We start from the raw sequence: 13,134 nt of genomic DNA, 5'->3' as shown, positions 1-13,134 counted from the left end.
CGGGTTATCGGACCGCCTTAACGGTATCCTTCAAAACCGCAGGTCCCGCATCGTAGACTGCATTGCCCACTACAATCGCGTCAGCATACTGCCCCATCTCCGCCGCCTTCTCAGCAGAGTTGATGCCGCCGCCGTAGAACACCACAATATCCTCGGCAGCCTCAGAGACCGCCTTCGTCACAGCAGGATTGCCGTAGGTTCCGCTGTACTCAATGTAGAACACCGGCATGCGGTAGTACTTCTCAGCAACCACCGCGTAGGCCGCGACCTCTTCAGGAGTCAGATCGCACTTTGCATGCGTCAGTTTGCCAACCGATGACGCAGGGTTCAGCACCACATATGCCTCGCCGACAACCTTGTTCCAGTCGATCGGGAAGTGCTGCACCCACTCCTTGTGAAGGCCGCAGACAAACATCGGATGCGCCGCATTGAACACGGTCGGCACAAACACGAGATCCATTCCCTCAAATCTTGCGCCGGTCGGGTCAGCAGGTTCCACCACAACAGGGAGTCCTGAGTCGCGGACCTGATCGTACAGGTCTGCAAGTTTTTCCGGCGTAACATCCAGTGTCCCTGACAGCATCAGAACATCAGTTCCGCTTGCCGCAATCTCTGCAATCGCACCATCGCCTAAAACCTTGTCAGGATCAAGCTTGGTAATATGTCTCCACTCTTTCCAGTTCATCATTTTCCACACACCATTTTTGCTTTTGCTTTTAAGTCCGACAGAATTTCCTTATCAATGCCGGTCTGTCGGGCAAGTTTTTCGATGTTCGCCTTCTTCAAAAGATCGCAACTGTACACTCCCGCAAGACCAAGAGATGCGAGCATCTCAGGCTCAATTTCAAGAGGAGCGAGAGTCGCAACTCCTTCATCAAACGAAGCTTTGCTGACCGCTTCTGCGGGAGCAACGCCAATTTTTTCTGCAACAATTTTCTGATGTTTGCAGATCGTCGTAACCGACGCTCCTGTTGCGAGAGCAAGACCTGCCGGGTTTGCCGCAACAAAGATCTGAGGATTTTCATACCCTGCGGCAACATATTTTTTCAGCGTAACGGTTGGAACACCGTACTCTTTCATCTGAGCAATGTTCACAACTTTTTTGGCTTCGGAGAGCAGAGTCTCTGCTTCCGCTTCAGAAAGACCAGACGAGGTCATGTCACTCATCTTTGCTTTTGAGAGACCCGCAACATCAACGATTCCTTTGGAGAAGAATGCATTGCTGACCTTCGAGTGGCCGCGTCCGCGTCGTGGGGCAACGTGAGCTGAGATGAACTTCTTCAGCTCAGTGCGCTTGCGAAGGAGTGCAAGAACATTTTCCGCATCAGCGATCATCTGTTCAGCCTCAGGCCGGGCGATTGACAAACGCCTCATCAGCTCGTCAGGCGATATACTCGCAAGTTCCGAGATTGCATAGATGTGAACTTTGTTCAGCTTCTCAATCCCAGCTTCTGTCATGCCGGGCAGCATGCGGAACGCCTCGGCATTGGTCTGGATGTGGGAGCAAAGCGGACAGCCGATTTTCCACGCAGGAGCGCCTTTGCGGAGGAGCTGCACATGATTCAGCTGGTGAACTGGGCAGACCTCATCCATCCGCACCGCATTGCCCCAGGTTGCCGGCGGCAGGCTCGTGTTGAAGGTGCAGTCAGGATATCCTGAACAACCGATAAACTGCGAGCTGCCGGCACGGCGAATCCGCAGCGGCTTGCCGCAAACAGGGCACGGACCGACCGTCTGTCCTTCGATCGTGCGGTCCATCAGATCCTGACCGATCGCGTCTTTGTTCGCCTCAAGATCATCGAAGATGGAGGAGAGCATCGTCTTGGACTCGGTCAGGACCGCGTTCATGGTTTTGGTTCCTGCCGCAATCTCTTCCATATGCTCTTCAAGCGTATTGGTCATGGTGGGAGCAGTGATGGTTCCGGCAAACTGTTCCAGCGACTCAGTAACCGCTCTGCCGACGATTGTCGGCTTCATCGGATTTCCTTCGATGTACTTTCTGCCGATCAGTTTACTGATAACTTCATGGCGCGTACTTTTCGTGCCAAGTCCGAGCTCTTCCATTCTCTGAATGAGTCTGCTCTGTGAGTAACGTGCAGGAGGCTGCGTCTCCTTCTCCTCACAGAATTTATCAGCAAGCGTCAGTTTCTCGCCGACCGTAAACTCGGGAAGAATATTCTCTTCAGCTTTGCTGTACGGATAGACCGCACGCCAGCCGGGAACCGTGAGCCGCCCGCCTGTAATAGTATACGGCTCGGCTGCTGCGGTCATGTTGACCTTCAGCGTTTTCCACTCTGCATCAGGCGAGAGCGTTGCGAAAAATCTGCGGACGATGAACTCATACAACTTCCACGTCGCATCATCGCCGATCTCTTCTCTCGTGCCTTTCGATGTCGGGTAGACCGGCGGGTGGTCGGTGGTCTCTTTCTTGCCGCGAGTCGGTGCGGCCCTCATGTTCGCAAGGACCGTGTTTGCATCGCGCTCAAACTCGTCGCCGGCAAACATCTTCAGATGCTGGCGGAGGTTGAGACTCTTTGGATACACCGTGTTGTCGGTACGCGGATACGAAATAAATCCGCGCATGTAGAGATCCTCAGCCCGGTTCATTGCCGACGCCGCGGAAAGGCCAAGCCTTCCTGCACCAACAATCAGAGAAGTGGTGTCGAGCGGTGTTGGGGCTTTGTCGGTTTTCTTGCCGGTGATGACCTCGGTCACCGTGAGAGGATCTTTCGTTCCGGCAAACGCTGCGTCCGCCTCGCTCTTGATCGTGAACCGACCGTGGGCATGACGGAACGAGAGTTCCTCCTTCCCTTTCTTTGCAGCAAGGGAGAGCATCCAGTACTTTTCCGGAACAAACGCTTCGATCTCTCTCTCGCGGTCAACGATCATCGCAAGAGTCGGGCTCTGCACACGACCGACGGAAAGGATACTGTCGGAACCGCGGTGGGCGGCGATCGAGAGGAAACGTGTTAAGGACGCTCCCCAGACAAGATCGATCACCTGTCTGGTCTCGCCGGCTTTTGCGAGGTTGAAGTCGATCGACTTTGCTTCATCGATTGCTTTGGTGATCTCATCCTTCGTGATTGCAGAAAATCTCGCACGATCCACGCTGACATTTTTGTTGACAGCGCGGACCAGCTCAAAGGCTTCCATGCCGATGAGCTCTCCTTCGGTATCAAAGTCCGTTGCGATCGTGACGCGGTCTGCTTTTCTTGCATGCTTCTGCATCAGGGCAACGATCTTTTTCTCGGTCGGATGCTTTTCGATCTCTGCATTGATGAGGGAACGCGGCGGGTGTTCCTCGCTGCGCCAGTTGCTGTAGCCTTTGGTGAAGTCCAGCTCCACCACGTGACCGCGCAGTCCCATAACAATCGTGTCGCCAAAGGTGTACTCGGTTGCTACGCCGTCGCGTTTGGTTTGGACTTTCTGTTTTCCTGACAGAAAGGCTGCGATGCGTTCTGCGACAATGTTCTTTTCGGCGATGATCAGATGCATGGGTTATTCTCCTACAAGCTCCGCAATCATTGCGTGAATCTCACGCGGGTCGGATTTTCCTTTGGTTTCTTTCATGACCTGACCGACGATGAAGTTGAGAGCTCCTTTCTTTCCGGCTTTGTGATCGGCAACAGCCTGCGGATTGGCAGCAAGAATCTGTTCAACGATTACTCTGAAAGACTCTCCTTCCTCGCGGGCAAGTCCGAGACGGTCAACGATCTCAGCAGGGGTCTCGCTCTTCGCTCCGGTCTGGAGGTTGTCAAGCCAGACACGAAGGACCTCAACACCTGCTTTATCAGTGATCTTTTTGTCGCGAACAAGGATAATGATCTCCTTGAATGCAGGTGTGTTCGCGGTGACAACACCAAGCGCCATGTCGCGGTAGTTGAGTTCGCCGATTAAGATGTCGGCAATCCATGACGCGGCAATTGCAGCACCGACGTCAGCAACCGCTTCATAGAACTCGGCAAGCCGGAGGTCGCCGGTCAGAGTCCGGGCATGGTTTACAGCGATGCCGTACTGCTGCATGAACCGGTCGCGGCGTGCGTCCGGGAGCTCGGGAAGGACGATGTCCTTTACCCAGTCCGAGACGCGAATGACCGGCAGGTCGGGTTCCGGGAAGTAGCGGTAGTCGGTTGCGGTCTCCTTGGACCGTGCGCTGGTGGTGGTACCTTTTCCTTCCTGGAAGTGGCGGGTCTCGCGGGCGATGGTTCCGCCTCTGCGGATGAGATTTTTCTGACGGGTGATCTCAAAGGTCAGCGCTTTTTCGACACCTTTGTACGAGGAGATGTTTTTGATCTCAACGCGTTCGTAGCCTTTGATGGAGATGTTTGCGTCAACTCGGATGGAGCCTTCCTTCTCAGGATCGAAGACGTCGAGGTACTCAAGGGTCGCTCTCAGTTTGTTTAAGAGACGACGTGCTTCCTTCGGCGAGGAGAGTTCCGGCTCGGTGACCATCTCAATCAGCGGAATGCCGGATCTGTTGTAGTCGACAAGCGTGTAGTGTCCGCGTTCCTTGTTGCCCATGTGAACGAGTCGGCCAGGATCCTCCTCGACATGGATCCTGGTCATGTTGACGGTCTTCGGGTTGCCGGCGTCGTCTTCGATCTCAATGTAGCCGCCGATAGCAAGCGGGTCGTCGCCCATCGTTATCTGGTAGGCTTTGACAAGATCAGGGTAGAAGTAATTTTTTCTGCAGAACTCTCCCTCTTCAGGAATGGTGCAGTTGAGTGCTTTGGCGACCTTCAGCGCGTACTCAATCGCTTTCTTGTTCAGGACCGGCAGTGCGCCTGGCAATCCAAGACAAACCGGACAGACATGCGTGTTTGGAGCGTCCGCACGAAAATCTGCGGAACAACCGCAGAATAATTTCGAAGCGGTGTCAAGCTGACAGTGGACTTCAAGTCCGATGATGACTTTCATCTCTTCATCAGCCATTTACGCCGCCTCCTCGAATGCAAGTGCAGCGTTGAGAAGTGCCTCTTCGCCAAACATCCGTCCCATCAGCTGGAGACCGACCGGCATGCCGTGAGCGGTACCGCAGGGAACTGAGATTGCAGGAATTCCTGCGATGTTAATTGGGACGGTGAGGATATCGGTCTGGTACATCTGCAGCGGATTTGCGGTCATCTCGCCAAGCTTTGGTGCGACGTTGGGCATGGTGGGTCCTGCAAGAATGTCGCAGTCGGTCAGCACTCGCAGGAAATCGCGGCGGATCAACTGTTTTGCATGCTGGGCCTTGACATAGTATTTGCCGTAGTAGCCTGCGGAAAGTGCGAAGGTTCCAAGGAGAATTCTTCTCCGCACTTCAGGACCAAATCCTGCTGCGCGAACTTTGGTGTATGCGTCATGCCAGGGGAGGTTCATCTCAGGTTCGGGTCCGTACCGAACACCATCGAACCGGTCAAGGTTGGAACTTGCTTCGCAGGTACAGGTGACATAATAGGCGGCAAGTGCATACTGCATGGACGGCAGCGAGACTTCGCGGGTGACTGCACCCAGCTCTTCGAGTTTCTGGATTGATTTTTCCACTGATGCGGCAACGTCCTTGTCGACGCCTTCGCCGAAGTACTCTTTTGGCACGCCGATGACTTTTCCTTTGATCTCTGCGTGAAGTCCTGCGAAGTCGTAGGGCTTTGCAACAGAAGTTGAGTCGCGGCGGTCGTGACCTGCGATGACCGAGAAGAGTTTTGCAGTGTCGGTGACGTTTGCTGCCATCGGGCCGATCTGTTCAAAGGAGTTGGCGTAGGCGATTAAACCGTAGCGGCTGACGCGGCCGTAGGATGGTTTGAGTCCGACGATGCCGCAGTAGGATGCCGGGCAGCGAATCGACCCGCCGGTATCAGAGCCAAGTGCCATCGAAACAAGTCCGCCGGCAACTGCTGCTGCAGAGCCTCCGGACGAACCGCCGGTCACGCGGGAGGTGTCGCGCGGGTTTAAGGCGGGACCGAACGCGCTGTTTTCGGTGGTTGTGCCCATACCGAACTCGTCCATATTGGTTTTGCCTGCGATGGTTGCACCGGCAGCTTTGAGGAGTTCGACTGCGTGGGCGTCGTAGGGGGGAATGTATCCGGTAAGAATTTTGGAGGCGCAGGTTGTTGGAATATCTTTGGTGGATATGTTGTCTTTGACGGCGACGCGGATGCCGGAAAGTACTCCTTTGGCCGAAGATGGAATTTCGACGGTGGAAAGGAAGGCGTTGTATGTGTCCTGCATTGTTAGATCACCTTCGGTGCGCGGATGTATCCGTCCTCAGGGTTGTGAGAGTTTCTGAGAACCTCTTCCTGCGAAAGACAGGGTTTTACTTCGTCTTCGCGGAAAACGTTGACGAGCGGGCGTTCAAGGGAGTCTTTTGCCTCAAGGGTGTCAAGGATATCAAAGTACTCGAGAATTGCGTTGAATTGCTCGGTGAATTTGCCGAGCTCTGCTGTGGCGATGCCGATATCAGCGAGTTCAGCTATATGAAGAACATCGTTTTCAGAGACCATTTTTCTGCGACCTGTAAATAGTAGTTTAGTGGTGATGTTGTTTGGGGTAAAAAGAGTTACTACTCTATCATGATGATTGATGGATTTTTGTGCAGGAAATCAGGGGTGACCTGCATGATGCGCAGGCCTGAGTCCTGAGTATTATAATAGTGCGGTCTCGCCGTCCTTCTGGCCGGAGGCCACCGTCTCTTCAAGCCGGTACATGATGGCAAGCCAGTCGATTAATTCAGCAAGCCGGTCAGCGCTGTTCACGATATTTCCTGACCGCGGAATTTTCAGAAGTCCGGCAAGCTCCAGCTGTGCTGCGGTCACGGTGCGGATGTTTTTTGGATTGAGGATGGGATACTTTTGCAGGATCTGCATTGGGAGCGGAGGGATGTATGCGCAGTGGCCGGATTCTCCAATACAGTCTGCGGCGATGTAGGGACGTGCGGTTTTTGCAATTGGGTTAGAGTGGTAGCTGATGTACATGATGCGGCCGTCAGGCAGCCGGTAGGTTTTCTCGGGAGAGAGATATTTTGATGTTCTCCTGCAGACAAAGCGCGGGGGAAGGTGGAGCGTTTTCATGATTTTGTGGTCACCTCGGGTATGTGATACAACTACTATGCCGAGTGGTGATATAAAGATCAGACCGCGCGGTGTGAAAGTGCGTTTGGGTTGAGTGTTCTCGTAAAATTCGGTTGATTTTATTTTTGTCCTTGGCTTCGCTTGGAGTAACCACAGAATGCACGGAAATTTCACGGAGCTTCACTGAAAATCACATACCTTTGGTCTGCTCACCGCTTCGCGGGAATGCACGGAGAACGCCTGCGGCGCCGGAATGCACGGAAAGATTTTCGCTAAAATTTATTTCTCACTTGCCTTTTCAAAAAAATAAAAAAATATATTCCGTGCATTTTATTCCGTGAGGTTCTGTGTGCTCTGTGCATTCAGTGGTTACCCCAAGCGAGACCACCTACAAAAATTATTTTTCAGATATTGTGAGAAGACTATCAGATAAAAAAAAGAGTGCGGCATTCTGCGGCACATCACCGCAGCGTTTGTGCGGCGATTAGATTGTGCGGAAGAAGACCGTCGTGTTCATTGCCTTTGCACCGAAGAATTTTCTGCAGAATTCTGCGGCAACGCTCGGCATGTATTCTTTGCAGCTGAAGACATCGATGTATGCTGCGTTCGTGTCGTTGGCAAAGTGTGCCGACAGAAGCGAGGTTTCGATGAGCTGGGTCATTGAGTATCCGGCAACGCGGTCGCAGGGGCCGAAGTGGATGATCTGCGGTTCGCCGAAGCGTTTCATGTCGATGAGATCAGCGAGTTCGAGCACGAACTGGTGAATCTTGTCTGCATCGCGGATCGTTGCAGGATCGCATTCCTTGAGATCAATTGAGGTGCAGAGTCCCCAGCAGTTCTCTTCTTTAAATCTTGTAATGACCTCCTGATCGGTCATACCATTTGCTACCATCTGTTTCATAGACTGGGATTTCTCCATACTTTTCAAAGTCTGCGGCCACACTCAGAATATATTACGCCGACAAACTTTGGATGATAATAGGTCAGTGTATGCATATTTAAAATTAACGTAAGAGGAAAACCCTGCAAAATTGATAAAAACAGCATTTGAAAGAGTTATTTGCTCAAATTAACAATCAGGTGAGTATATTTTGAGAAAAACGAATTTCACACGATTATACTCAATAAAATCATAATTGGCATGATTTGACGCGAATAAAAAAATCAGGCATTCAGGAGCGGTGCGCTCAGTCAGATATATAAACCATTTTCTCTGTTTATTATAATAGTGGGGAAGGGGTTTCCCCGCGTTTCATGATACTTTTTTCGCGCGGTTTTTCGGAGTGGTTCCGGATATTATTTCGTAGACGCCTCCTGAGCCTTCGGACTTCCCGCAATGATGCGGCGGGCCGTGCGAATTACTGCCGGAGCCTCGGTGTCAGAAACTGTTGCCACCAGATCAGAAAGGATCGCAAAACATGCATCGCGAACTGGCTGATCGTAACTGTCGAGATGCGAGAAGACCGAGAGAATGCCGGTTGAGATGTACTCGTTTACCCGGGAAAGCGAGATCAGTGAATCACGCAGGAAGGCTCGGCCCTCCTCTGTCTCCAGAGATAACTTGCGATTGTTTGCAAACCGAAGATACAGAGACCGGGCTTGTCCTGCCTGCTCCACATGGAAATTTTCCGACTTCTCAATCATCCTGAGATACGCAACCGTATCAGGAGACGAAGTACCGGCAACTGCGGCAAGGAAATTTTCCCATGCAACAGGGTCGGCCTTGGACCGGTCAAGCTCAAGCGTCAGGACCTCGAAGCGGTCGGGCGCAGTGCTTGAGAGATACAGGGACAGAGCCGCAATACGGCTGGTCGCATTCGAGGATTTTTCATAGGATTTTTTGATCAAATCCCAGACCTCCGGCGTGTCAAGTGTTGCGAGATGAGAGAGGATCAGATTTTTGACAGCGCGTGTCTTAAAGATCCTGGCAAGATCTGCCGGAGCAGTCGTCGGCTTTTCCGCAGTATTGTATGCCGTGTAGAGGGCAAGCAGACGCTGCTCGGAAGCGGCGGCAACAGAACGCATGAACCGCTTTTTCGCAGAGTAGAGTACAGCATAGCGGTGCGTGAACTCAGGATCATTCACCGACTCAAATATCGTGAGGGAAAGTGACCCAGTGCTCTGCATCGCATTGTTGTCTGAGAGCGTAGCAACATACCAGTCAACGAGACGGGAGTCAGGAACATAGTCCGGGTCACGGCAGAGTCTGGCCATCTCGCGGTCGACGAGGGTCTGATACGCAAGGAACCTGCTCACCACATCAGTATCATACTTGAGAAGAAGATAGAGCTCGCTGTCTGAAGCGTCATTCGCGATGCGGACGTAGGCCGCATGGCCGGGATTCCAGATGGCGGCAGCGAACGCTCCCACGCACGGGACGGTGAACTCATGATGAGCACCGTCGATTTTTTCTACGAACTCAGCAACGGCAACACCCTTGTCGGTGATGAGTGTTCCAACCAGCGGAAAAATCCAAGGACTCTGGTCACCGAAACCTGTCTGGTCCACAATAATTTCTGCGACCTCCTCCTCTGCGTTGTAGGCTGCCGACACCGTTATTGTCGGGTATCCGGTCTGCTTGAGCCAGCGTCCTGCCATGGTGGAAAAATCAATCTTGCTGACATTCTCCATCGCATCAAACCAGTCGCGGGGAGAAGCGTTACCGCCGGCAAACCTGCGGTGGTAGAGGTCCAGTGCCCACGTAAAGGCACGGTTGCCAAGCATTACCTGAATCATGCGAACAAACTCTGGAGCCTTGACGTACGTAACCGAGGTGATGAGATCGTTTGGATCATTGAATCCTTCAGGCTCGATCGGCATCGCGGCTGCCCCCGTGTCAAGAGAAAACGTGCCGGTGCCGGGAGTGTAAATCTGAAGAATGTTTTGAAGCCGGATATAGTCGCTGCCGAAGAGGAAGGAAAGGTAGTCATCCTCCATCATGACGGTGACCGCTTCGTTGAGCCAGATGGAGAACGGAGTGTCTCCCGTCACGCTTGAGCCGTTGAGGTTGTGATAGAACTCATGCTGTTTGACGCCGATCATGTACTCATACGACGCGTCGGTGATCTCAGGAGTCGGCATGATCCTGCTCTGGATGATGGTGGTGTTGCCGGTGTTTTCCATGCCGCCGAAGTCGCTGTTCTGCATGGAGATCTCGCGATAAACATCATAAGGGTACTGGTAGCCGAAGACGAGGTCAGAGGCAAGGATTGAGATCTGTCTGCGGATCGGGGCAAGGGCTGCTTCAGGGTTGCCGGGGTTTTCCGAAATAATTTTGTCGCGGGTTCTGCACAGCCGGTAGAGTTCGAGCCGGACGTCAGGGGATTCGTAGCGTTCGGGTCCGGTGAAAAGACAGGTCCAGAGGATACTGTCGGCGAGGATGTCAAGAGCAGCACGTGCTCCGGCAGGATCCGCTCCCTTTTCTGCGAGCAGTTCGAGTCTGATCTTTTTGCCGTCAGGGTACTCGAGGCTGCGGGTGAAGGTGTCCCAGGTGCCGACGCCGAGGAAAAAGAGGTACGGCGGCATGGGGTAGTTGTTCTGATAGGTGATGATGTCGCGGGTCGCGTCATGGGATGTACGAGGACTTTTGATGTCGCCGTTGCTGATGAGATTGGTGTACCTGCTGTCGGCGATGATGGTGGTGGTCCAGGTACTTTTTGCCCGCATGTCGTCGATGACGGGAGCAATCCGCTGAAATCCCCACTGCTGGCACTGGGTTATCTGGGTTTTGGGAAGGCCGGCAGGACTTGCGTCATAGTAGAGTCCTTCAAGAATGTTCGAGGTTGGACGACAGATGGTTTCGGTCCAGAGGGTGAGGTGTGCTCCGCGGTGGGAGGGGTGCGAGAGCTGGATTTTTAAGAGATCGTCTTCGTAGAGGTAGCGGGCATTTTTCCCGTTGATGCGGACTTTGCGTATCTCAAGATTTTTCGCGTTGAGAGTGAGGACGTCGAGCGTTTCTGCAAGAACGGTGAAGGTGGTCTCGGCGATGACGCGGGTCTGTGTTTCGGCGATGTCAAAGGTGAGATTGATGTGGCGGACGACTACAGGCGGGGCGGGAAACTCTGAGGGACGATAACGATATTCTGCGGCAGACATGTGATTTCTGTCTGTTAATATGTTGTTTGGATAATATGAGGGTGTGGGTAGGGTAGGGTAGGGTAGGGTAGGGTAGGATGAGGATATGAAACGCGAATGACGCGAATAAAAAAATTATTTTTCCGAAAATCCCAGCGTCCGCATAGCATTCAGTATCGCAATCACCGCAACACCCACGTCCGCAAACACCGCCTCCCACATCGTCGCAAACCCTGCCGCAGCAAAAGCGAGTACGAAAAACTTCACACCCAGAGCAAAGACGATGTTCTCCCGAACAATCCAGAATGTTTTCTTGGAAATTCTCACCGCTGTTGCAACCTTTGCCGGATCATCATCCATCAGAACAACGTCCGCCGCTTCAATGGCAGCGTCCGAGCCGAGCGACCCCATCGCAATACCGACGTCTGCACGTGAAAGTACCGGGGCATCATTAATCCCGTCACCCACATACGCAGTACTGCCGCCAAACTTTTCCATGATATCCTCAAGACCGGACACCTTCTCCTGCGGCAAAAGTCCTGCACGATACGAATCAATACCAAGCTCTTCAGCCGTCAGTTTTGCCGCAGCCTCCGCATCGCCCGTGAGCATTGCGGTGTGTTTCACGCCGAGTTTTTTCAGATCATTTACCGCTTTTTTTGCACTCGGCTTTGCCGTATCAGAAAACAAAAGATAGCCTGCATAGATTTTATCAACTGCCACATGAATCGCTGTTCCTGCCGGAGCTGAAGGCGGAATTGCGACTCCCCCATCCGCAAGCAGTTTTGCATTTCCTGCAAGAACAACTCTGCCGGAGACTTCTGCCGAGACTCCTCTTCCCGCGGTCTCTGTTACATTTGCAACAACGCTCCGATCAATTTCTTTTCCGTACGCCGCACGAATGGAGGCAGCGAGCGGATGCGTACTCGAACTTTCCGCGAGTGCCGCATACATAATCAGCTGCTCTTCGGTCATCTCTCCCGAAGGTTTGATCGAATTAACGCGGAAACTACCGGTCGTCAGCGTTCCGGTCTTGTCAAACACAACAGTCTCTGTCTTTGCCAGAGCCTCCAGATAATTTCCGCCTTTGATCAAAATTCCGTTTCGCGACGCCCCGCCGATTCCTCCGTAAAAACTCAGAGGAATTGAGATCACCAGAGCACAGGGGCAGGATACCACCAAAAAGATCAACGCACGCCCAACCCAGTCGACAAACGGCTCGCCGAAAAGTATCGGTGGCAACACTGCAAGAGCTGCCGCAACTCCGACAACCACAGGCGTATAGTACCGGGAGAAGGTTGTGATGAAGTTCTCGGTCTTCGCTTTTTTTGCTGCGGCATTCTCCACCAGATCCAGAATTCTGGCAACGGTTGATTCGCCGTAGGGTTTCTGAACTCTCACGCGAAGAAGTCCTGACATATTCACACATCCGCTGATGACTTCGTCTCCTGCATCAACCGGTCGCGGCAGTGACTCGCCGGTCAGAGACATGGTGTTCAGATCTGAGGAGCCTGAGATGACAACACCGTCAACCGGCACGCGTTCGCCCGGCTTGATGATGATTACGTCTCCGGTTTTCAGTTCGCCTGGGTCCACTTCGATGAGCTGTCCATTGGATTCGATGTTTGCATGATCCGGCCTGATGTCCATCAGTGCGGCAATGGATTTTCGCGATTTGCTTACCGCATAACTCTGGAACAGTTCGCCGACCTGATAGAACAGCATCACGGCGACTGCTTCAGGATACTCGCCGAGAGCAAACGCTCCGATTGTTGCGATTGTCATCAGAAAATTTTCATCGAAAATTTTTCCGTGAAAAATATTTTTTCCTGCACGAGTCAGTACATCATATCCGATAACTGCGTACGGTACAAGATACAGCACGAGAAGGATTGCTGTTTCGCTGACGATGTTCGTCTGCTGTAAAATTATCACAGAGACAAGGATTGCAAAGGCTAGGATGATTCTGATCAGTGTCTTTTGTTGTTTTGGTGAGAGTGTTGTGATCATT

At 52.7% G+C, this 13,134-nt stretch carries 9 protein-coding genes; all 9 read right to left on the bottom strand.

From position 1 onward, the window contains the following. Window positions 1–4: 4 nt before the first annotated feature. The 9 genes from McpAg1_RS04375 to McpAg1_RS04335 all read right to left on the bottom strand — a co-directional run bounded on the left by McpAg1_RS04375 (window position 5) and on the right by McpAg1_RS04335 (window position 13,133). Entirely contained in the window at window positions 5–685 is a 681-nt protein-coding gene (locus McpAg1_RS04375) for a phosphoglycerol geranylgeranyltransferase (RefSeq protein ID WP_338094183.1), read from the bottom strand. Then, window positions 685–3,495, bottom strand: coding sequence for a DNA topoisomerase I (locus tag McpAg1_RS04370; protein ID WP_338094075.1), 2,811 nt, complete (start codon window positions 3,493–3,495; stop codon window positions 685–687). Before McpAg1_RS04370 ends, McpAg1_RS04375 begins: the two co-directional genes overlap by 1 nt. 3 nt (window positions 3,496–3,498) lie before the next feature. Beyond that, window positions 3,499–4,932 (bottom strand): Asp-tRNA(Asn)/Glu-tRNA(Gln) amidotransferase subunit GatB, encoded by a 1,434-nt coding sequence (gatB, locus tag McpAg1_RS04365; protein ID WP_338094074.1) that lies wholly within the window; start codon window positions 4,930–4,932, stop codon window positions 3,499–3,501. Continuing rightward, entirely contained in the window at window positions 4,933–6,210 is a 1,278-nt protein-coding gene (gene gatA, locus McpAg1_RS04360; RefSeq protein WP_338094073.1) for an Asp-tRNA(Asn)/Glu-tRNA(Gln) amidotransferase subunit GatA, read from the bottom strand. 2 nt (window positions 6,211–6,212) lie between these two features. Continuing rightward, window positions 6,213–6,482, bottom strand: a complete 270-nt coding sequence (gene gatC / locus McpAg1_RS04355) for an Asp-tRNA(Asn)/Glu-tRNA(Gln) amidotransferase subunit GatC (protein WP_338094072.1) — start codon at window positions 6,480–6,482, stop codon at window positions 6,213–6,215. A 141-nt stretch (window positions 6,483–6,623) separates the two neighbouring features. Further along, window positions 6,624–7,049: a hypothetical protein gene (locus McpAg1_RS04350; protein ID WP_338094071.1), complete on the bottom strand. Its 426-nt coding sequence runs from the start codon at window positions 7,047–7,049 to the stop codon at window positions 6,624–6,626. Between the two features lie 484 nt (window positions 7,050–7,533). Then, entirely contained in the window at window positions 7,534–7,950 is a 417-nt protein-coding gene (speD, locus tag McpAg1_RS04345) for an S-adenosylmethionine decarboxylase (protein WP_338094070.1), read from the bottom strand. Window positions 7,951–8,345: 395 nt separating this feature from the next. Continuing rightward, entirely contained in the window at window positions 8,346–11,144 is a 2,799-nt protein-coding gene (locus McpAg1_RS04340; protein ID WP_338094069.1) for an aminopeptidase N C-terminal domain-containing protein, read from the bottom strand. 114 nt (window positions 11,145–11,258) lie between these two features. Next, the gene (locus McpAg1_RS04335; protein ID WP_338094068.1) at window positions 11,259–13,133 is read right to left on the bottom strand and encodes a heavy metal translocating P-type ATPase; all 1,875 of its coding nucleotides are present in this window, start codon (window positions 13,131–13,133) and stop codon (window positions 11,259–11,261) included. Between the last annotated feature and the right edge of the window lies 1 nt (window position 13,134).

Origin of the sequence: Methanorbis furvi, from assembly GCF_032714615.1 — an archaeon.
GTDB classification, from domain to species: Archaea; Halobacteriota; Methanomicrobia; order Methanomicrobiales; family Methanocorpusculaceae; genus Methanocorpusculum; species Methanocorpusculum furvi.
The sequence above is the reverse complement of the archived record's forward strand: the minus strand, read 5'-3'. Positions and strand labels throughout refer to the sequence as shown.

Coding starts and splice junctions, on each gene's coding strand:
- McpAg1_RS04375 (WP_338094183.1), bottom strand. CDS start 685: ATGAACTGGAAAGAGTGGAGACATATTACCAAGCTTGATCCTGACAAG.
- McpAg1_RS04370 (WP_338094075.1), bottom strand. CDS start 3,495: ATGCATCTGATCATCGCCGAAAAGAACATTGTCGCAGAACGCATCGCA.
- gatB (WP_338094074.1), bottom strand. CDS start 4,932: ATGGCTGATGAAGAGATGAAAGTCATCATCGGACTTGAAGTCCACTGT.
- gatA (WP_338094073.1), bottom strand. CDS start 6,210: ATGCAGGACACATACAACGCCTTCCTTTCCACCGTCGAAATTCCATCT.
- gatC (WP_338094072.1), bottom strand. CDS start 6,482: ATGGTCTCTGAAAACGATGTTCTTCATATAGCTGAACTCGCTGATATC.
- McpAg1_RS04350 (WP_338094071.1), bottom strand. CDS start 7,049: ATGAAAACGCTCCACCTTCCCCCGCGCTTTGTCTGCAGGAGAACATCA.
- speD (WP_338094070.1), bottom strand. CDS start 7,950: ATGAAACAGATGGTAGCAAATGGTATGACCGATCAGGAGGTCATTACA.
- McpAg1_RS04340 (WP_338094069.1), bottom strand. CDS start 11,144: ATGTCTGCCGCAGAATATCGTTATCGTCCCTCAGAGTTTCCCGCCCCG.
- McpAg1_RS04335 (WP_338094068.1), bottom strand. CDS start 13,133: ATGATCACAACACTCTCACCAAAACAACAAAAGACACTGATCAGAATC.